Origin of the sequence: Oleiharenicola sp. Vm1 (assembly GCF_047777955.1) — a bacterium.
Lineage (GTDB): Bacteria > Verrucomicrobiota > Verrucomicrobiia > Opitutales > Opitutaceae > Didemnitutus.
Window position 1 is genome coordinate 1454072 of the sequence record NZ_CP180537.1, and the last position, 19898, is coordinate 1473969.

The following is a 19898-nucleotide window of genomic DNA, read 5'->3' on the forward strand; positions in this document are numbered from 1 at the left end:
GGCGGATTTGTCTAAACCGCGCCTTGAATTGCGGCGGTGGGTCGCGCACCTTGGCCGGCTTCACGCATGCCCGCGCTCCTCAATCTCCTCGACGTCAGCCTCGCTTTCGGCGGCCCCGCTATCCTCGACCACATCAATTTCCAGATCGAGCCGGGCGAGCGCGTGTGCCTTGTCGGCCGCAACGGCGCGGGCAAGTCCACGCTCATGAAGGTCATCATGGGCGAGATGGCGCCGGACACCGGCGACGTCTTCCGCCCGCAGGGCTCGCTCTACGCGCGGCTCACGCAGGAGGTGCCGACCGACGTGACCGGCAGCGTGCACGACATCGTGGCGAGCGGTCTGCGGCCGAACGACGACCATCACGAGGAGGAGTGGCAGCGCGACGTCCGGGTCGAGGACCTGATCCATCACGTCGGCGTGGCGCCGACGCAGGAATTCGCCGCCCTTTCCGGCGGCCTGAAGCGCCGCGTGCTGCTGGCCCGCGCGCTGGCGGGACAGCCGGACCTGCTGTTGCTCGACGAGCCGACCAACCACCTCGATCTCGAATCCATCCTCTGGCTGGAGGAACTGCTGCTGGAGACGAAGCCGACGCTGTTCTTCGTCACCCACGACCGCGCGTTCCTGCGCAAGATCGCCACGCGCATCGTCGAGCTCGACCGCGGCCGGCTGGCCGGCTGGGCGTGCGATTACGACACCTATCTCGTCCGCAAGCAGCAGGTGCTGGAGGAGGAGGAGAAGCAGCGCGCGGCCTTCGACAAGAAGCTGGCGCAGGAGGAGGAATGGATCCGCCGGGGCGTGAAGGCCCAGCGCTCGCGCGCCACCGCGCGCATCAACGCCCTCAAGGCCATGCGCGCCGAGGCCAAGGCGCGCCGCGAGCGGGTCGGCAACGCCAACCTCAAGCTCGCCGAGGCGGAGCGCACCGGCCAGAAGGTCGTCGAGGCCGAGCAGGTCAGCTTCACCTGGGACGGCGGTAAGACCGTGCTGCGCGACTTCTCGATCACCATCAATCGCGGGGAGAAGATCGGCATCCTCGGGCCCAACGGCGCGGGCAAGACGACCCTGATCAAGCTGCTGCTCGGCCAGCTGCCGCCGACGAGCGGCGTGATCAAGCACGGCACGAACCTCGAGGTCGTCTACTTCGACCAGCTTCGCGCGCAGATCGACGACAACAAGACCGTCGCCGACAACATCGCCAACGGCAACCCGACCGTCACGATCGAGGGCCGCACGCGCAACGTGATCAGCTACCTGCAGGACTTCCTCTTCGAGCCGACGCGTGCGCGCACGCCCGCCCGCGTGCTCTCCGGCGGCGAACGCAACCGCCTGCTGCTCGCCAAGCTCTTCACCCAGCCGGCCAACGTGCTCGTGCTCGACGAGCCGACGAACGACCTCGACGCCGAGACGCTCGACCTGCTCGAGGACCTGCTGGTCGAGTTCACCGGCACGCTGCTGCTCGTGTCGCACGACCGCGCCTTCCTCGACGAGGTCGTCACGAGCACGCTCGTGTTCGAGGGCGACGGCCGGATCGGCGACTACGTCGGCGGCTACAGCGACTGGCAGGCCGAGCTGAAGAAGCAGGCCGCGCGCAAGACGAGCGAGCCCGCGCGCACCGCGACGGCGGCGGCTCCGGCGAGCGCCGCGGCGACGCCGGCGAAGAAGCTCAACAACAAGGAGCGCGCCGAGCTCGACGCCCTGCCCGCGCGCATCGAGGCGCTCGAAAAGGAGCAGGCCGACCTGACGGCGAAGCTCGGCGACGCGACCTTCTACAAGACCGCCGGTGCGCGGTTCGCCGAGGTGAAGGCCCGGCTCGAGACGGTCGAGCGCGAGCACGCCGCGGCTTTCGCCCGCTGGGAGGAGTTGGAAGCCCGCAAGGGCTGATCAGCGTGGCGCGAGCGCGAGTTCGACGGTCGCCGGCTGGTTCGCGCGCAGCGACACGTCCGCGACCAGCGGGTGGCATTCCACGGCGGGAAAGGGGCACCAGTAGCGTTCGCGGTCCGCGCCGGCACGCAGGGTCGCCCCGCGCGCCGTGAGCTTCCACGCCGGACCGGCGGGGGCCGGATCTCGGCCGCGGCGGGGGTCGGCAAAGCGAAGGCCGTGCCCGGCTCGTCGACGAACGGCTCCACGAGCCTGATCGCGCAGTCGGTCGCGGCGCGGAGCTCGAAGCGCTTGACCAGCCGGTCGGCGAAGAAGCGGTGCGTGAGGGTGAAGGCGACATCGACATCGCCCGGCCGGCCCGCGGCATCGCGGAGCCGCCCGGTCACGCTGACCGCGACGGCGTCGCCTTCGCGGCGCACGGACATGGTGCCGTCGGCCTCGAACAGGTTCGTGTAGGTCACGCCGTCGATCACGCACTCGATCCGCGGCGTGAGCGCCAGCAGATCGCCCTCGATGGGCATGTGCGCGGGCTCGGGCCGCTGATAGCGTGTGACCGAGGAGGTTTGCGCAAAGCCGCGCCGCCCGAAGCCGTCGATCCAGAGATTGGTCAGGCTGCCGCCGCGGCTGACGAGTTCGCGGCCGTAGCGGGCAATGGCGCCGTAGGCGGAGACGGTGGCCATCAGCCTGGCGGTGCGCACGACCGCGACGTTCACGGTCGGAAAGAAGCGGACCGACGGCCCGAGAGTCGCGGGGGCGACGAGGTCGACCGGCGCCACCGCGGGGGCGAACTCCAGCGCTAGCGCGAGGCTTTGGGCGCGGGTGAACGTGGAATAGAGGCAGGGCGGCGAGGTGGAAGCGTGCCGCGCGGCATGCGGACCGTAGGTGACGAGTCCCGCCGCGAGGTTTTCGCGAACGAGGTAGTCGAGGCAACGCGCGCCGAGCTCGCCGGCGCGCGCCTCGAGGTCGGCGAGGAGCGCGAAGGTGAAATAGACCCCGGGCGCCGTCTTGGTGCCGCTCTCGTAGGTCCACTTGAACGAGCGGGTGCCCCACGAGTTGTCGACGGAGCCGTTCGGGTAGACGAAGGCCGCGTGGGCACGCAGCAGGCCGGCGGCGCGGTGGCGCAGCGCGTCGTCGTGGGTGAGGAGGCCGTAGAGCGCGAGGTAGCCGATGGATTGCGCGAGGTTGTAGCCGAGATCGACACCCTGGCCTTCGCCGACGAGGAGGTGGTCGGGGTTCTCCGCGGCGAGGGTGAGGGCGATGAGTTCGCCGGCGCGCGCGCGCCAGCGGGGCGGCGGATCGGCGATCACGCGCGACGCGAGTTCGAGGGCGACCGCGCCGGTCGGGTGGTAATTGATGTTGGCGATCGGCGGATTGGCGGCGGTGAACGCGGCCGCGGCGCGGATCGCCTGGAGCCAGCGGGCGCGGGCGCGGGCGTCGAGGTGCGGCGCGAGAAGCGGGTAGGCGCCGGCGAGCGAGATGAGCTGGTCGTAGGTGGTGCCGGTCCAGCCGTCGTGTCGCGGCCAGTCCTCACCCCACGCGCCGGACGGCTGCTGTTTCGGGAACAGCCAGGCGGCGAGGCGGAGGGCGGCGTCGCGGTAGCGGGTGTCGCCCGTCTCGCGATAGGCCAGGGCGAGGGGATAGACGGCCTCCGCGGCGCGCGAATGCAGCGGATGCGCCTGCGGATTGCGGCTCGGGCATACGAGGGCGCCGTAGTCCGGCGACCGCGGGTCGGTGACTTGCGCGGCGACGAGCGTGTCGCAGAGCTGGCGCAACACCGCGAGGGGCCGGGCGTCCCGCGCGGCCGCGGTGCCGGACCAGAGGAGCGTCGTCAGGGCAAGGGCCAGCAGCCGGGACGTCATGGGGCGGAGCGGCAGGGTCGTCGGCCGGGGAGGGCGAGTCAACGGCGCAGCCTTGCGCCCGGCGCTCGGCGGTGAAAGCTGGTGTGATGACTCTGCGCGACGTGCCGGCGCTGGTGACAGGGGGCAGTGGATTTATCGGCGGCGCGCTCGCCGGCTGGCTGGCCGGCGAGGGCGCGCGGGTGACGGCGTTGGTGCGCCGGCGCGGCGCGCACCCCGGCCTCGAGGCCCCGAACGTGATGCAGCGGGAAGGGGAATTCACCGACCCGGCGACGGCGCAGCGCGCGTGCGCGGGGCAGGCGTTCGTGCTGCACGCGGCGGCGACGGTGGGTCAGGACCTCGCCGAGGCGCTGGCGGTGAATGCGCGCGGCACGGCCACGCTGGCGGCGGCGGCGCGGGCGGCGGGGTGCCGGCAGTTCGTGCACCTCTCGACGCTCTCGGTCTACGATTTCCAGGCGGAGCGTGAAATGTTCGACGAGGAGGCGCCGCTGCGGGAGCTCGGGCGCGCCTACGCGCATTCGCCGGCGGCGTCGCCGCACTACGGCGTGGCCAAGGCGGAGGCGGAGCGGGCGGTGCAGGCGGAGGCGGCGCACGGGCTGCCGGTGACGATCTTCCGACTCGGTGCGGTGCTCGGCGTGCACCCGACCTCGGTGTGGGTGACGAAGGTGCCGGCAAAGGTGCGCGCGGGCCAGGTGCCGTTGCGGGGCGACGGCGCGGATATCATGCCGATGACGCATGTCGCGAACGTCGTGCGTGCGGTGGCACTCGCGCTGGGCAATCCGGTGGCGGTGGGGCGCGCCTACAACCTCGTCGACGCGGAGGTGGCCTGGCGGGACTTCATCGGCGAGATGCGCTCGTGGTTTCCGGATGCGCGACCGGCGCCGGTCATCCCGCTCGAGAAGGTGACGCGCGCAGACCGGTTCATCGCCCGCTGTCCGGCGGAGCGCGTCCGGCGCGAGCTCGGCTACGCGCCGGTGCGCAGCTACGCGCAAGGAATGGCCGAGGCGCGGGAGTGGTGGCGCTCCCGCTAGCCGGTGCGGCGGGGCTCAGTCGCTCTTCAGCTGGATGTCGGCGACGAGCACGTGGGTCGCGCAGGTGAAGCGGAACACGTGGCGCGTGGTGCCCTTGAGCGCGGCGACGGTGAGGTTGTGGCCGCGCACGATGGTGGGAAGCGTGAGCTTGCAGGGGAAGCCGACGTCGCAGAGCGAGTTCTTGAAGCCGCCGACGGTCATGTTCGTGAGTTCGCCGATGGCGTCCTTCACCACGTCGGGGCCGTGGAACTCGACCTCGGCGCGGCTCATGCCGAGGATGGTGCTGACGGCGTAGAGCGCGAAGTCGTCGCTCATGCAGAGGTAGACCATGCCGTTGGCCTCGCCGGCGAAGCCGACGTTGCCGATGAGCTGGAAGCGGAGCGGGTCGCGCTCGAGCTCGGCGACGACGGCGCGGTCGACGAACGGCGCGTCCTGGCGCAGCAGCGTGCGGCAGACGTTCTGCATGGCGTTCGCGATGGACTCCTGGATGAGGGCGTCGGTGATTTGCTGGGCGGCGGCCATGCGAGGCGGAAGGGAAAAGGAAACCATCCTCCCATCGGCTCACGGCGGGGCCGCTTGAGGATTTTCTGTCGCGAACGGCTCGGCGGGCACGAAAAAGCCCCGGTCGGGCGGACCGGGGCGGAAGCGGAGCGGGGGCTTACTCGCTGCCGGCGGCGGCCTTGGCCGCCGGGACGGGGAGCTTGAACTCCTGCAGCAGGGCCGTGACCTTGCCCTCGATGTCGGCGTCGGGCATGAGCGGGTTCAGGCCGGCGTGGCGGACGACGCCGTTCGGGTCGACGATGGCGACGTAGGGAATGCCGCGGATGCCGTAGTCGGGGTTGAAGACGTTGGCTTCGCTGAAGGCGACCTCCCAGGTCATTTCCTTCTTCTGCATGAAGACGGGCATGAGCTCGTATTCCTTCTGCGCGTTGCCCTGCGTGTTGATCGGCTGGGACTCGATGCCGTGGACGCGGCCCTGGAGGCTGGTGACGCCGAGGAACTTCACCGGCGAGCCCTGGAAGTGGGCGACCTCCTCGCGGACCTTGGGGAAGGAGCGGATGCACGGGCCGCACCACGTGGCCCAGAAGTCGAGGACGACGACCTGCCCCTTGAGCTCGGAGAGTTTCTTGAGCGCGCCCTTCGACGACCAGGTGAAGGTGATTTCCGGCGCGGGCTGGCCGACGAGCGCGGCGACCTTGGCCTCGGCCGCGGCTTCCTCGGCGGCGGCCTTGGCCTTCGCCTCGGGCGACAGGCTGGCGAGGATGCGCGCGACGTTCGTGGCCGTCGGCGTGCCGGGGAAATCCTTGGTCAGGGTCGTGAGCAGCGCCTTGCCGGTCTCCTCGTCGTTGAAGACCTGGAGGTAGAGCATCGCCTTCCAGAAGAGGATCTGGGCGGAGTCGTTGTCCTTGGCCGGATACTTGGCGAGCAGTGCGTCGAAGGCGTCGAGTTCGGCCTTGAGCGCGTCGGCGGTGTGGGCGCCGGTCTGGAGCTTGCCCTTCACCTGGGTGACGAGGGCCTCGAGGTCGGCCTTGGCGCCGGAGGCGGCGGCGGGCTTTTCCTGGGCGGACAGGGAGGCGAAGGAGAACACGCCGAGCACGAGCGCGGCGAGGAGGGAGCGGAATTTCATAGGGGAAGCGTCATGAAAGCCACGGCCGGCGCCCCTCGCAAAAACAAAAGCGCCGGACGCCGTGGGCGTTTGGAACTAGCGGGGTCCGCGGACGGCGCTGGGGTTCCGTCCGTGCACGGCGCGGAACGCGGCGTTGAACGCGCTCAGGCTGCCGAAGCCGACGGCCTGCGCGGCCTCGCTGACGTTGAGCCGGCCGGACTCGAGCAGCTGGAGCGCCCGGGTGAGGCGGAGCGAGCGGAGGTAGCGGCGCCAGTCGCAGCCGAAGGCCGCGTGGAAGTTCCGCCGGAACGTCCGCGGCGGCTGGCCGTGCCGGGCCGCCGCGGCGGGCAGATCGACGTGGGCGAGCTGTTGCAGCACGAAGGCGAGCGTGTCGCGCCACGCGGCGGGCAATTTCTCCGGCACCGGGAGGGCATCGGGGGCGGCTGGCGCCGAGCGTGACGTCCCACAGCGCGGCGAAAAGCGGCGCGCCCGGGGCGTGTCGTGGTCGGCGCCGCGCCAGGCGGCGCAGTGCTCGATCATGGCCGCGACGAGCCCGTCGGTGGCGATGGCGAGCGGCGCGGCGCCGGCGAGCCGGTGGCGGCGGGGTCGAAGAACACGCTGCGGTAGCGGCAGTCCGCCTCCACCCGCGTCTCGTGGCGCACGCCCGCCGGCAGCAGCAGGCCGCACCACGGCGTGAGCGTGACGATGCCCGTCGCCGTCTGGACGTAGGCGAGGCCGTGGGTGACCGTCATCAGCTGGTGCTTGCGGTGGCGGTGCCACGCGAAGGTGGCGGCGCGCGGGTCGCCGAAGAAGGCGAACGCCGCGGCCGTGCCGCGGTCGATGGCGCGATGGCTGAGCGCGTGGCGGGAGCGCGGGAGCTTCATGCCGGTTGGCCGCGGGCAGCAAAAACGCGCGCGCGGGAGCGGTGGCGGGACGGGGAGGAATCGGGCACGCTGGCACGATGGAAAACGTTCCCGCCTCCGACCACCGCAAAGTCACGCTCGCGCAGTTCACCGCCCAGGCCGCGCCGTTCGCGGCGCTGCCGGCGCACGAGCTGGCCGTGGCCTTCGTCATCGAGGCGGCCGGCATCGGCCCCGAGAGCGTCGTGCTCGATGTGGCGTGCGGTCCGGGCATCGTCGCCTGCGAGATCGCGGCGGTGGCGCGGCAGGTCACCGGTCTCGACCTGACGCCGGCGATGCTCGAGGGCGCGCGGCAGCGGCAGGCGGCGAAGGGCCTGCGCAACGTCGCCTGGGTGGCCGGCGAGGCGGAGGCGCTGCCGTTTGCGGACGGGGCGTTCAGCCAGGTGGTCACACGCTACTCGTTTCATCACCTGCTCCGGCCGGCGGCGGCGCTGCGCGAGATGGTGCGCGTGTGTCGGCCCGGCGGCCGCGTGGTCGTGGTCGACGCGGTGGTGCCGGCGGACAAGTCGGCGGGTTACGATGCCTTCGAGCGGCTGCGCGATCCGTCGCACGTCCACGCGCTCGACCCGGACGCGATGCGCGCGCTCTTCCGCGACGCGGGGCTGCACCTCGAACGCGAGGGCGGCTACGAGGTGCCGATCGAGCTCGAGGCGCAGCTGGCGGTGTCGTTTCCCGAGCGGGGTGGCGCGGAGCGGCTGCGGGCGATGCTGCGGGCGGACGTCGGCGTCGATGCGACCGGGCTGGCCCCGCGGCAGGCCGACGGGAAGCTGGTCTACCGTTATCCGATCCGGATCTTCGTCGGGCGGCGCGACGCCTGAGGCGGGGCAAGAAAAAGCCCCGGCGGTGAGGCCGGGGCTCGAGAGGGAGGAGGGCGGTTGAGGGCAACCGCCCCTGCCTGGGCAGCGCTTACTTCTTCGCGGCCTTGAGGTCGGCGATCGCGGCCTGGGCGGCGGCGAGGCGGGCGACCGGCACGCGGTAGGGCGAGCACGAGACGTAGGTGAGGCCGATCTTGTGGCAGAACTTCACCGAGTCCGGATCGCCACCGTGTTCGCCGCAGATGCCGAGCTTGATGCCGGGGCGGGTCTTCGAGCCCTTCTCGATCGCGATCTTCATCAGCTGGCCCGTGCCGTTCTGGTCGACGGAGGCGAACGGGTTCTTCTTGAAGATCTCGGCCTCCTGGTAGGCGCCGAGGAACGAGCCGGAGTCGTCGCGCGACATGCCGAGGCAGGTCTGCGTGAGGTCGTTCGTGCCGAAGCTGAAGAACTCGGCCGTCTGCGCGATCTCGTCGGCGGTGAGCGCGCCGCGCGGGACCTCGATCATGGTGCCGACCGAGTAGTCGACCTTGGTCTCCTGCTCGGCGAACACCTTGGCGGCGACCTCGTGGACGATCGCGACCTGCAGATCGAGCTCCTTCTTGAAGCCGACCAGCGGGATCATGATCTCGGGCTTGGCCTTGATGCCTTCCTTCTTGGCCTGCACGGCGGCTTCGATGACGGCGCGGGCCTGCATGGCGGTGATCTCGGGATACTTGATGCCGAGACGGCAGCCGCGGAAGCCGAGCATCGGGTTGAACTCGTGGAGTTCGTGCACGCGGTGCTCGATCTTCTCGACCGGGATGCCGAGCTTCTTGGCGAGGTCGGCCTGCTGCTCCTTCGAGTTCGGGAGGAACTCGTGCAGCGGCGGGTCGAGGAAGCGGATGGTGGCCGGGAAGCCCTTCAGCGCTTTGAAGATGCCGTAGAAGTCGCCGCGCTGATACGGGAGCAGCTTAGCGAGCGCGGCCTCGCGGCCGGCGAGCGTGTCGGCGAGGATCATCTCGCGCATCGCGTCGATGCGGTCGCCCTCGAAGAACATGTGCTCGGTGCGGGTGAGGCCGATGCCGACGGCGCCGAACGCGACGGCGATGCGCGCCTGTTCGGGCGTATCGGCGTTGGTGCGGACGGACAGCTTGGTGGCCTGGGCGCACCACTTCATGAGCTGGGTGTAGTTCTTGAACTTCTCCGTGGCCTTGGCCGCGGCGTCGTCGTGCACGAGGCCCGCGATGATCTCGGAGGGCGCGGTCTTGATCTGGCCGGCGTAAACCGTGCCCGAGGTGCCGTCGATCGAGAGATAGTCGCCTTCCTTGAAGGTCTGGCCGGCGATGGAGGCGGTCTTCGTGTCGTAGTTGATGTTGACGGCGGAAGCGCCGCACACGCAGACCTTGCCCATCTGGCGGGCGACGAGCGCGGCGTGCGAGGAGACGCCACCGCGGGCGGTGAGGATGCCTTCGGCGGCGATCATGCCGCGGAGGTCCTCGGGCGAGGTCTCGACACGGACGAGGAGGACCTTTTCGCCCTTCTCGGCGGCCTGCACGGCGCGGTCGGCGTTGAAGTAGATCTTGCCGGTGGCGGCGCCGGGGCCGGCGGGGAGGCCGGTGGCGATGACGGAGGCCTTCTTGACCTCGGCGAGGTCGAAGATCGGGGCGAGGAGCTGCTCGAGCTGGTCGGCCGGATTGCGGAGCACGGCGGTCTGCCAGTCGATGAGCTTCTCCTTCACCATGTCGGCGGCGAACTTCAGCGCGGCGGCGGCGGTGCGCTTGCCGTTGCGCGTCTGGAGCATGAACAGCTTGCCGTCCTGGATGGTGAACTCGACGTCCTGCACGTCCTTGAAGTGCGCCTCGAGGGTCTTGCGGACCTTGAGGAGCTCGGCGTAGGCCTGCGGCAGGTGGTCCTTGAGCTGGGCCACCGGCTCGGGCGTGCGGACGCCGGCGACGACGTCCTCACCCTGCGCGTTGATCAGGAACTCGCCGTAGAATTCGTTGGTGCCGTTGGCCGGGTTGCGGGTGAACGCGACGCCGGAGCCGGAGTTTTCGCCGGTGTTGCCGAACACCATGGCCTGGACGTTGACGGCGGTGCCCCACTCGGAGGGGATGTTGTATTTGCGGCGATAGACGATCGCGCGGTCGTTCATCCAGGAGCCGAACACGGCGCCGGCGGCGCCACGGAGCTGGTCCCAGGGGTTGTTGGGGAACTGCTTGCCCGTGCGCTCGGCGACGAGGGCCTTGAAGCGCTTGACGAGTTCCTGCTGGTCCTCGGCGGTGAGCTTCGAGTCCTCGACGTCGGCGTGATACTTCTCGTGCTTGAAGCCGTGGATGACGGTCTCGAACGGTTCGTGGTCTTCGTCGGGGCGCTTCTGCACGCCGAGCACGACGTCGCCATACATCTGGATGAAGCGGCGGTAGCAGTCCCAGGCGAAGCGCGGGTTGTTGGTGGCCTTCTCGAGCGCGACGACGGTCTGGTCGTTGAGGCCGAGGTTGAGGATGGTGTCCATCATGCCCGGCATGGAGTCGCGGGCGCCGGAGCGGACGGCGACGAGGAGCGGCATGCCCTCGGTGGCGCCGAACTTCGTGCCCATGATCTTCTCCATGTTCGCGATGCCGGCCTCCATCTGCGCCTGCAGCGAGGCGGGATAGGTGCGCTTGTTGGCGTAGTAGTAGGTGCAGACCTCGGTCGTGACCGTGAAGCCCGGAGGCACGGGCAGGCCGATGCGGGTCATCTCGGCGAGGTTGGCGCCCTTGCCGCCGAGCAGCGGCTTCATCGAGCCGTCGCCGTCGGCTTTGCCGGCGCCCCACGTGTAGACGTATTTCGGGCCCTTGGCGGATTTCGGAGCCGCTTTCTTCGCGGCGGGTTTCTTGGCAGGAGCCGCCTTCTTGGCGGGCTTCTTGGCGGGAGTTTTCTTAGCCATGTGGTTTAAATTTTCGGGTGATAACGAACCGCTGACACAGGGGGCTATCGCAGTCGGAAGCGCGAAATGTGTCAACGGCGCACGCTTGCGATTTATGTATCATTTCTTGCCCCGAAGCGCCCGTCGCCCCGAGCGGCGGAGGGCCCCGGCCGGGCTCCGGGCGGGCGGGGCGGCGCGGGCCGCCCGGAGCCGGCGGTCCGAAGTCCCGCGCCCGCGCCGCTTTCGGCGACTCCGCCGGCGAAGCCGGGATTGCGCCGGGCCCGAAAACCCCCTCTGTTGAGCCGGCTTGAGTGACACGCTGCCCAATCCTCCCTCCGACGACGAAGGCCACCTCGTGACCGAGGGCGAGCCCGTGCCGACCCCGCGCGAGAAGCCCATGGGTTTTCTCGACCACCTCGAGGAGCTGCGCTGGACGCTGATCAAGTGCGCGATCGTGTTCGCGATCTTCGTGACGGCGATCGCCTACCGCCTCGACGACGCCTCGACGCTGCTGAACTGGCCGCTGGAAAAGGTGCGGCCGGAGTTTCCGCACATGAAGATGGAGATCGTGACGAACAGTCCGATGAGCGTCTTCACGGTCATCATCGATATCTGCCTGATCGGCGGCATCGTGCTGTCGCTGCCGTTCTGGATCTACTTTCTCGGCCGCTTCATCTCGCCGGCGCTGAACGATAAGGAGCTGCGCGTGATCGTGCCGACGGGGTTGTCGGCCTTCGCCCTGTTCCTCGGGGGCGCCGGCTTCGGCTACTACCTGCTCACGCCGAACACCATTCGCGTGGCCTTCGAGCTGAACGAAATGCTCGGCTACACCGTGATGTGGACGGCGGACAAATACTACTCGCTGCTGATGTGGATGGTGCTGGGCATGGGCGCGGCGTTCGAGTTCCCGCTGCTCGTCGTGCTCGCGGTCTACATGGGCCTGATCGAGGTGGCCACGCTGCGCAAATACCGCCGCCATGCCATCGTGGTGATGTTCATCATCGCAGCGGTCGTCACGCCGACGCCCGACCCGTTCAACCAGTGCCTGTTCGCGCTGCCGCTGATCGTGCTCTACGAGATCGCGATCCTGGTCGCCTCGCGCATCACGGCGCGACGGAACGTGCGCGGGTGAGCGGAGTGGAAAGGCGGGCCGGGAGTCCCGCGTGACGCGGGCCCGGCGCCATCGCGGGCGCGTGGAGCCGCCGGCCCGGTGACCGGCGCGCCTACTTCTTCGCCGCGGCGGCCTTCGCCATCACGCTGGGATTCTTTTCCAGGTAACGCGTGAGCGCCTCGATGGCGGCGAAGGTCTCGGGGCTGATGTGGTGCTCCATGCCCTCGACGTCGTCGTAGATCACCTTCTCGTCCGCCACGCCGATGGCGCGGAGGAACTCCGTCAGCAGTTGGTGGCGGTGGGCGATGCGGCGGGCGACCTCGAGGCCCGAGCTAGTCAGCACCATGCCGCGGTATTTCTCGTATTTCACGAAGCCCTCGGCATCGAGCTTCTGCACCATGGCTGTGACGCTGGCCTGCGAGATTTTCAGCTCCGCGGCGATGTCGACCACGCGGGCATAGCCCTTGCGCGAGATCAGCTGCTCGATCTTTTCGAGATAGTCCTCCGCGGCGACGGACGTGCGGGGGCGGGAGGCGGAGGTGGCCACGGGGGCGGGCCGGAGCGCGGCGTTACTTGCGGTTCGCGCGCTGGAAGCGGAACACCGTCTTCAGCATCTGCAGGGCGATCCAGAACACGCCGCTCATGCACGCGGCCGCCATGGTCGACCAGAAGCGGATCATGGTCGGGTCGTTCGACGGCACGTGCGACTGCAGCAGGTAGTAGAAGAAGGTGAAGAACGCGGCGACGAGCACGAGGTCGACGACGAGTGCGACGGGCGAGAAACCTTTTTTCTCCGGCGAGGACATCCCGGCAATCGAAGGAGCGGGCGCGCCTTTGTCGAATAGAATCTTCGGCAGCCGCAGGGGGATGTCGATCTCCACCACGTCGCTGTCGGCGGAGAAATGCAGGCGGGCGCCGTTTTGGATGAACACGTTGAGCATCGCCTTGTTTTCGCGGCGCACCTGCGCGAAGAGACGCGGCAGGCCTCGCCGCCGGCCGAGGACGCGCAGGTATTTCAGGAGCGTCGACGCCATCCCGAGCCGGCGCTGGCGGTCGTGGACGAGGAAGGCGCACTCGGCCGACTGGTTGTCCGGCGCGTGCACGAGGCGGCCCATCGCCCACAGCCGGCCCTCGCGGCCGGACGCGTCCCATTCGAAGATCCCCAGCGGCGCCTCGCGCGCCACATCCACGTCGACCAGCCGGGTCGCGCGCGCCGGCGTCATGTCGTGGATGAGGTAGCCATAGCGTGCGCGGACCGTCTCGCTCGAGAGCGTCGCGAACATCTCGGCCACCCGCGCGGCGTCGCGGGCGGTCAGCGGCCGCAGCCGGTAGTCGCGCCCGTCGCGCAGCCGGACCAGGCGCGGCGGCAGGACGATCGGGGAGGACGGTGACGGCGCAACGTTCACGATGCGCGCCATGCCTTATCGCGGTTCGGCCGGCGGGAAAAGACAATTGGCGCCGGCGTTTGTCCGATCGGGCCCGGTTTCCTTCGGGCCTTTTTTCGTGCAACCCGGGCCGTTTTCTCCTACGCCTCGCGTCGTCCATGCTAAGTCGACTTAAATTCTGGCTGATGATCGGGCTGTTGGTGTCGAACCTCGCTGTCGGTCTTCTCAGCCTCTACGTGTTGCGCAACGTCAACCAGCGCTACACGCATCTGCTCGATCGCAGCGTGCCCACGCTCAATGGCCTGCGCACCCTCTCGCGCGAGCTCAGCGCGGTGCAACGCCTCGCCCGCCGCATCGTCGATCCCGACAACGAACGCGCCTGGTCCGACCTGCTCCCGCAGATGGACGACAGCAGCAACCTCGCCCAGGTCCACGCGCGCGACGTGGCGCGCGCCGAGGCCTTCGCCGATACGCCGCTGCGGGCCGCGATCGAGCGCTATTCGCGCGAATACGACGAGAAGGTGGATGCGTTCCTCGCCCTGGCGCGGGCGAAGAAGCTGGAGGAGGCCAACCGCTACAACACCGACATCCTGCGCCCCTTCCACGACACCTTCCAAAACACGCTCGATGACGCCGCGGACCACGTGCAGCAGCAGGGGCGCGACCTGAGCGACCGCTATGCGGAGGACTCCCGTTTCTTCAGCAGCCTGCTCCTGGCGTTCGCCGGCTGGCCGCTGTTGGCCGGCCTCGCCGCGGTGTTCGTGATGGCCGTGCTCATCGTGGGCCTGCTCGTCTCGGTATTCGCCCCGGGCCTCATGGCGCGCAAGCAGACCGGCGAAGAGCAGGGTGAGCGGACCCCGGCGGCGCCCCCGTTGTCGGCGGCGCCCGCCATCCGCGGTCAAAACGCCTGCGGGATCGCCGCGGTGAGGTTCACCGGCGCGCCCTCGGTCACGAGCATGTTGTCCTCGATGCGGACGCCGCCGACCTGCAGGTGCTGCTCGGCGAGCGACCAGTTCACGCAGTCGCGGTATTTCTCGCGGCGCACCGGATCGTTGAGCAGGGCGGGGATGAAATACAGGCCGGGCTCGACCGTCGCGACGTAGCCGGGGCGCAGGATCAGGTCCATGCGCAGGCTGCGCAGGCACGGGCGCGGGTCCTTGGTGCGGCCGGGCTCGAGGCCGCCGGCGTCGCGCACGCCGAGACCGAGCATGTGGCCGACGCCGTGCGGGAAGAACAGCATGTGGGCCTCCTGCTCCACGAGCGCGGATGGGTTGCCCTTCATCACGCCCATGTCGACCAGGCTGCCCACCAGGTCGATGGCGGCGCCGAAGTGGATGTCCTTCCACTCCGCCCCGGGCACGCACCTGGCGCAGGCGCGGGCGTGGGCGTTCTTCACCGCGGCGTAGAGGTCGCGCTGGAACGCGCTCGGCTTTCCGCCCGCGACGTAGGTGCGCGTCACGTCGATCACGTAGCGGTCGAGCTCGCCGCCGGCGTCGATGAGGATGAAGTCGCCGTCCCGCGCGAGGCGGTCGGGCGAGGGCGAGCCGTGGAAGACGGCGGCCTGCCTGCCGACGCCGACGATGGTGTCGTAGCCGGTCTTGGTCGCGCCGCCGCGGAAGAAACCCGCCTCGAGCTCGATCTGCATGCGGCGCTCGCTCACGCCCGCGCGGAGGAACGGCTGCACGGCGGCATAGCCTTCCGCCGTCGCGGCCGCGCAGCGGCGCAGCAGCTCGATCTCGCCCGCGTCCTTCGGCCGGCGCGCGTGGCGCAAGGCGTCGCGCACGCGCGCGGTGAGGCTCTCGTCCGCCGCGACGCCGTCGATCGGCGCGCCGAGCAGCGCGATGCGCCGGCCCGGGCGCGCGGCCAGCCAGGCGCCGAAGCGGCCCAGGAACTCGCCGGGCAGCTGCACCGCGCCGTCCCAGACGCGCTCCATCTCCGTGACCTCGGGCACGAACGAGGTCCACGCGCCCGCCTGCGGGTCGTAGGCGATGATGCCGCCGTGCGCCTCCGCGTGGCCGGCCAGGTAGTAATACTCCTGGTGCGCGATGAACGGCAGGTGCTGGTCGCTCAGCTCCGGCTTCGGGATCGGCCGGCCGGCGCCGACGAGCAGCAGCTCGTCGGGCTGCAAACCGAGGACGGGGGCGAGACGGGCACGGCGGGCGGCGTAGTCGATGGGCATGGGGCGGAGGGTTGCCCGACTAGAAGGCAGAAAACCGTTCCGAAAGAAAGCGCGGAGCGCCTGCCGTTCGGGCGTCGCCGCGGCGGTCGCTGGTGTGTCCGGGCCGGACGGTTCAGCGGGCCGGCTTGGCCTCCGCCGCCTTGACCGCGGCGTCGAGCGCCTCGAGCGAGACGCGGGCCAGGTCGGAACGCGGCGAGAGGCGCAGGGCGTTCTCGTAGCGCTCGCGCGCGTCGGTCAGGCGCCCGAGGCGCATGAGGATGTGGCCGCACGAGATCTGCGCGTCGACGTTGGTGGGGCCGAGTTCGGTGGCGGCCTCGAAATGCTTGAGCGCCGCGGGCAGGTCGTTGCGGCGCGCGGCGACGGCGCCGAGCTCGAGCTCGCCCTTGAGCGGATCGACCTGGCGCGCGCGCTCGGCGAATTGCTGGGCCTTGCCGAGGTCGCCGCCGCTGGCCGGCGGGGTCGACCAGTAGTAGCGCGACAGGCCGAGGAGCGCGACGAGGTTGCGGGGATCGAGGTCGAGCGCCTTCTCGAAGGCCTTGCGCATCCGGTTGCCCCACGAGCTCTGGTCGATCCGGCTGACCTCGGTCATGTGCTCCATGATCGCCGCGCCGAGCTGGGCGTGGAAGCGCGCCTGCTTCGAGTCGAGCTTGATCGCCTTTTCCGCGAGCCGGATGCCCTCCTCGGTCTGGTGCTGGCCCGTGCGCACGCGGCTGAGTTCCCAGACCGCGACGGGGTCGGGTTTCTTGGCCAGCGCGAGCGATTCGATCAGGCGCTCGGCGGCGAGGAACTCGCCCTGGTCGAGCAGCGCCTCCGCGCGCTCGAGGGGCGACTGGGCGAGGGCGCAGGCGGCGAAACCGAGAAACGCGCAGGCAAGCGCGAGCGGGCGGGCGGAAAGCGAAGTCATGGCGGCGTCCCGTGCGGTGACGAGACGCCCCGAGCAAGACGGCGCGCGCGGCGCGGGTCAACGATGGGCTTGCGGCGCGGGCGCGGCGGGAGTGCCGGCGAGCTCGGCCAGGAGCTTCTTCGCGGCGTCGAAGTCGGGTTTGAGCCGCAGCGCGGTCTCGAGCCGGGTGCGCGCCTCGTCCGGGCGGCCGAGCCGGGCGAGCAGGCGGCCGCAGTTGAATTGCGCGCCGGCGGCGTCGGGCTTGAGCTCGGCCGCGGCGGCGTAGTGCGCCAGCGCGGCGTCGGGCTTCTCGCCGCGCTCGGCGATGCGGCCGAGCTCGCTCTCGCCGAGGAAGGGCTGCACGGCCTTCACGCGCTCGGCGAATTCCGCGGCCTTGGCCAGGCTGCCGCCGGCGATCTCGGGCGCGTTGGCGAAGTAGCGCGCGAGGCCGATCAGGGCGTTCAGGTTCCGCGGGTCGAGCTCGACCGCCTTTTCGAAGGCCTTGCGCATCTTGCCGGCGACCATCGCCTGCTGCATGAACCCGAGCTCCGGCATGCGCGCGCTGAGGGCGAGGCCGAGCTGGGCGTGGTAGTCGGCGTGGTCGGGTGCGAGCTGCGCGGCCTTCTCGGCGAGCGCGGCGGCGTCCTTGGGGTTCTTCTGCGCGAGGCGGACCTGGCTGAGCAGGTGCAGCGCGGCGGGGTCGGGCTGCGCGCCGGCGGCGAGCGGCGTGAGCGCGGCGTCGGCGGCGGCGAGATCGCCGGCCTTGAGCGCGGCGGCGGCGGTGTCGAGGGCGGTCTGCGCCGGGGCAGCGACCGCGAGGAGCAAAGCCGCGAGCGCGGCGAGGAGGAGACGGGAGTTTTTCATGGCAAAAGGAACCGGCGAGGTGCGGACAATTTTGCGTAATACGCAAAATTGCCCGGTCATCTCATTCGTGTTGCAGGGCCTGGACGGGATTGAGGCGGCCGGCGGTGAACGCCGGGTGCGCGCTGGCGGCAAGGGCGACGAGCGGCACGAAGACCAGCAGGCCCGCGAGCACCCACGGGTCGTGCGGCTCGACGCCGTAAAGCAGGCCGCGGAGCAGCTGCGCGAGGGCCACCGCGCCGACCAGGCCCGCCGCCAGGCCGGCGGCGACGAGGCGGCCGGCGCGGCCGAGCGTCTCGGCCAGCACGCGCGCCGGGCTGGCGCCGAGCGCCATGCGCACGCCGATCTCGCGCTGCCGCTGGCTGACGGTGAACGCCATGCTGGCGTAGATGCCGAAGGCCGAGAGCCCGAGCGCGACGGCGCCGAAGAGCGCGAACAGCGCGGTGCGGAGCCGCGGCAGCGTCGCGGTGCGGGCGATGTTGTCCTCGAGCGCGCGGATGGTCATCGAGGCGGTCGGGTCGGCGCGGCGCAGCGCCGCCTGGACCGCGCCGGTGAGCGCGGTGCCGCCCGGGACGCGGACGACGAGCGTGGTGAAGAACCACGGGCTCTGCGCCTGCGGCACGTAGATCTGCGCCGGCGGCGGATCGGAGAGATTGTCCTGCTTCACGTCGGCCACGACGCCGACGATCTCGCGATACTCGCGCGCCAGCCAGGGCAGCGTCTGGAGGCGCTGGCCGAGCGGGTTGGCGTCGCCGAAGAGGCGCTTCGCCAGCGTCTGGTTGACGAGGCAGACCTTGGGCGCGCGGGCGTCGTCGCGTTCCTCGAGGCCGCGGCCCTGCACGACCGGGATGCGCAGCGTGCGCAGGAAATCGCTCGTGACGCTGTTGAACACCGCCTCGTCGGCGTCGCCGTCGGTCTTGGCGCGGCCCTGCACCCAGAACGGGTAGCGTAGCGTGATGCCGCAGAGCGGGGCGCTGGAGCTGATGCCGGCCGACTGCACGCCCGGCACGCGGCGGACCTCGTCGAGCGCGCGGTCGTAGTAGGCGGCCAGTTCCGTGAGGGTCTCCCACTTCGTCGGCGGCGGGGCGAGGCGGACGGTCAGCACGTCGCGCGCGTCGAAGCCCGCGGGCGTGCGCTGCAGGTTGAGCAGGCTCTTCACCAGCAGGGCTGCGCCGGAGAGCACCACGAGCGTCAGCGCCACCTGGCCGGCGATCAGCCCGGCCTGGGCGCGGGCGGCGAAGCGGCTGGTGCCGCCCTTGCTGCCGCCGGACTTGAGGGTCTCGTTGACGTTGGTGCGCAGCACCTGCCAGGCGGGCAGCGCGCCGAAGACGAGGCCGGTGAGCGTGGCGGCGCCGAGCGCGAAGAGCAGCGCGCCGCCGTCGACGGTGAGCAGGTGCGAGCGCGGCACGAGGCCGGCGGGCAGCTGGCGTGCGAGCACCGGCAGGCCGGTCCAGGCCAGTGCCACGCCGGCGCCGCCGCCGAGGAGGGCGAGGAGCAGGCTCTCCGTCAGCACGGCGCGGGCGAGCCGGCCGGGCGTCGCGCCGAGCGCGAGGCGGACGGCGAGTTCCTGCAGGCGGGAGACGCCGCGCGCGAGCATGAGGTTGGCGAGGTTGACGCAGGCGACGAGCAGCACGAGGCCGACGGCGCCGACGAGCAGGAGCAGCGAGCGGCGCATGTCGCCGACCCGCAGCGTGAGCAGCGGCTGGAGCTGGGTGGTCCAGCCCTGGTCGGTGGCGGCGAACTCGCGGGCGAGCGCGGCGGAGACGGTCGCGACCTCGACGCGTGCGGCGTCGAGCGAGACGCCCGGCGCGAGCCGGCCGACGGTGCTCCAGAAGCGCGAGTCGCGCACCAGGTTCTCCGGCGCCTCCGGCGGGAAGGGCAGCCAGACCTCGACGAACTCCGGCTCGCGGAAGCTCTCGGGCATGACGCCGAGGATGGTCGTCGGCACGTCGTTCAGCGTGATCGTCTCGCCGATCACGCCGGCGCGCTCGCCGAAGAGCCGGCGCCAGGCGGCGTGGCTGAGCACGGCGGTGCGCGGGGCGGCGAAGGAGAATTCGTCGGCGTGGAACGCGCGGCCGAGGAACGGCTGCACCCCGAAGGTGGCGAAGAAATCCTCGGTGACGTGGGCGGCGACGAGCTGCAGCGGATCGCCGCCGGCGGGTGCGTAGGAGGCGAAATCGGGGCGGAAGGCGGCGATTTTGGCGAAGGACTTGGTCCGTTCGCGGAAGTCGCGGGCGGCGGCGGCGGAGAGCGCGGGCATCGTCACGGCCTTGGCGGAGTTGACCGTGGTGAAGCCGACGAGGCGCTCCGGCTCGGCGTAGGGCAGGGGGCGGAGGACGATCGAGCGGAAGATGGAGAAGATCGCGACGTTGGCGCCGATGCCGAGGGCGAGCATGGCGAGGGCGAGCGCGGAGAACCCGGGGGCGCGGCGGAGCGAGCGGAGCGCGGCGGCGAGGTCGGCGAGGACGGAAGGCATGCCCCGACCCTAGCAG

The 19898-nt window shown here is 70.7% G+C and carries 16 protein-coding genes and 1 pseudogene; 5 read left to right on the forward strand and 12 right to left on the reverse strand.

Going from position 1 to position 19898, the window contains the following annotated elements:
- Window positions 1-66: 66 nt before the first annotated feature.
- On the forward strand, window positions 67-1878 hold the full coding sequence (locus ACMYLB_RS07560; RefSeq protein ID WP_415910329.1) for an ATP-binding cassette domain-containing protein: 1812 nt from the start codon (window positions 67-69) through the stop codon (window positions 1876-1878).
- Here the strand turns inward: ACMYLB_RS07560 and ACMYLB_RS07565 are convergent.
- Complete coding sequence (locus tag ACMYLB_RS07565) at window positions 1764-3734, reverse strand: pectate lyase (protein WP_415910330.1); 1971 nt, start codon at window positions 3732-3734, stop codon at window positions 1764-1766. The genes ACMYLB_RS07560 and ACMYLB_RS07565 overlap by 115 nt on opposite strands.
- An 86-nt stretch (window positions 3735-3820) precedes the next feature.
- On the opposite strand from ACMYLB_RS07565, the gene ACMYLB_RS07570 reads away from it, so the two are divergent.
- A complete protein-coding gene (locus ACMYLB_RS07570; RefSeq protein ID WP_415910331.1) occupies window positions 3821-4762 on the forward strand; it encodes an NAD-dependent epimerase/dehydratase family protein in 942 nt (313 codons plus the stop codon).
- 15 nt (window positions 4763-4777) lie between these two features.
- On the opposite strand, the gene ACMYLB_RS07575 is transcribed toward ACMYLB_RS07570, so the two are convergent.
- The 4 genes from ACMYLB_RS07575 to ACMYLB_RS07590 all read right to left on the reverse strand — a co-directional run bounded on the left by ACMYLB_RS07575 (window position 4778) and on the right by ACMYLB_RS07590 (window position 7252).
- On the reverse strand, window positions 4778-5284 hold the full coding sequence (locus ACMYLB_RS07575; protein WP_415910332.1) for a chemotaxis protein CheX: 507 nt from the start codon (window positions 5282-5284) through the stop codon (window positions 4778-4780).
- 136 nt (window positions 5285-5420) lie between these two features.
- A complete protein-coding gene (locus tag ACMYLB_RS07580; RefSeq protein WP_415910333.1) occupies window positions 5421-6389 on the reverse strand; it encodes a redoxin family protein in 969 nt (322 codons plus the stop codon).
- A 75-nt stretch (window positions 6390-6464) separates the two neighbouring features.
- Window positions 6465-6908 carry a helix-turn-helix transcriptional regulator gene (locus ACMYLB_RS07585; RefSeq protein WP_415910334.1) on the reverse strand — a complete coding sequence of 148 codons (444 nt, stop codon included), beginning with the start codon at window positions 6906-6908 and terminating at the stop codon, window positions 6465-6467.
- Complete coding sequence (locus ACMYLB_RS07590) at window positions 6905-7252, reverse strand: AraC family ligand binding domain-containing protein (RefSeq protein WP_415910335.1); 348 nt, start codon at window positions 7250-7252, stop codon at window positions 6905-6907. Before ACMYLB_RS07590 ends, ACMYLB_RS07585 begins: the two co-directional genes overlap by 4 nt.
- Before the next feature lie 77 nt (window positions 7253-7329).
- Here ACMYLB_RS07590 and ACMYLB_RS07595 point away from each other — a divergent pair, with 77 nt between their 5' ends.
- Window positions 7330-8106 carry a class I SAM-dependent methyltransferase gene (locus ACMYLB_RS07595; protein ID WP_415910336.1) on the forward strand — a complete coding sequence of 259 codons (777 nt, stop codon included), beginning with the start codon at window positions 7330-7332 and terminating at the stop codon, window positions 8104-8106.
- An 88-nt stretch (window positions 8107-8194) separates the two neighbouring features.
- Here the strand turns inward: ACMYLB_RS07595 and ppdK are convergent, their stop codons facing one another.
- Entirely contained in the window at window positions 8195-11008 is a 2814-nt protein-coding gene (ppdK, locus tag ACMYLB_RS07600; RefSeq protein ID WP_415910337.1) for a pyruvate, phosphate dikinase, read from the reverse strand.
- 286 nt (window positions 11009-11294) lie between these two features.
- Between ppdK and tatC the strand changes: the two genes are divergently transcribed.
- Entirely contained in the window at window positions 11295-12119 is an 825-nt protein-coding gene (tatC, locus tag ACMYLB_RS07605) for a twin-arginine translocase subunit TatC (protein ID WP_415910338.1), read from the forward strand.
- A gap of 91 nt (window positions 12120-12210) precedes the next feature.
- Here tatC and mntR read toward each other — a convergent pair whose 3' ends face one another.
- Together mntR and ACMYLB_RS07615 are read right to left on the reverse strand one after the other, a co-directional pair.
- Window positions 12211-12645, reverse strand: a complete 435-nt coding sequence (gene mntR, locus ACMYLB_RS07610) for a transcriptional regulator MntR (protein ID WP_415910339.1) — start codon at window positions 12643-12645, stop codon at window positions 12211-12213.
- 22 nt (window positions 12646-12667) lie between these two features.
- Window positions 12668-13516 (reverse strand): GNAT family N-acetyltransferase, encoded by an 849-nt coding sequence (locus ACMYLB_RS07615; RefSeq protein ID WP_415910340.1) that lies wholly within the window; start codon window positions 13514-13516, stop codon window positions 12668-12670.
- Between the two features lie 152 nt (window positions 13517-13668).
- Here ACMYLB_RS07615 and ACMYLB_RS07620 point away from each other — a divergent pair.
- Window positions 13669-14100: pseudogene (locus ACMYLB_RS07620) on the forward strand (hypothetical protein); the annotation flags it as partial.
- A 281-nt stretch (window positions 14101-14381) separates the two neighbouring features.
- Here the strand turns inward: ACMYLB_RS07620 and ACMYLB_RS07625 are convergent.
- From ACMYLB_RS07625 to ACMYLB_RS07640, 4 genes are all read right to left on the reverse strand, one after another.
- Window positions 14382-15662 (reverse strand): aminopeptidase P N-terminal domain-containing protein, encoded by a 1281-nt coding sequence (locus tag ACMYLB_RS07625; RefSeq protein WP_415910341.1) that lies wholly within the window; start codon window positions 15660-15662, stop codon window positions 14382-14384.
- Window positions 15663-15774: 112 nt separating this feature from the next.
- Window positions 15775-16566 carry a tetratricopeptide repeat protein gene (locus ACMYLB_RS07630; RefSeq protein WP_415910342.1) on the reverse strand — a complete coding sequence of 264 codons (792 nt, stop codon included), beginning with the start codon at window positions 16564-16566 and terminating at the stop codon, window positions 15775-15777.
- Window positions 16567-16623: 57 nt separating this feature from the next.
- Complete coding sequence (locus tag ACMYLB_RS07635) at window positions 16624-17409, reverse strand: tetratricopeptide repeat protein (protein ID WP_415910343.1); 786 nt, start codon at window positions 17407-17409, stop codon at window positions 16624-16626.
- A gap of 61 nt (window positions 17410-17470) precedes the next feature.
- Window positions 17471-19882: an ABC transporter permease gene (locus ACMYLB_RS07640; protein WP_415910344.1), complete on the reverse strand. Its 2412-nt coding sequence runs from the start codon at window positions 19880-19882 to the stop codon at window positions 17471-17473.
- Between the last annotated feature and the right edge of the window lie 16 nt (window positions 19883-19898).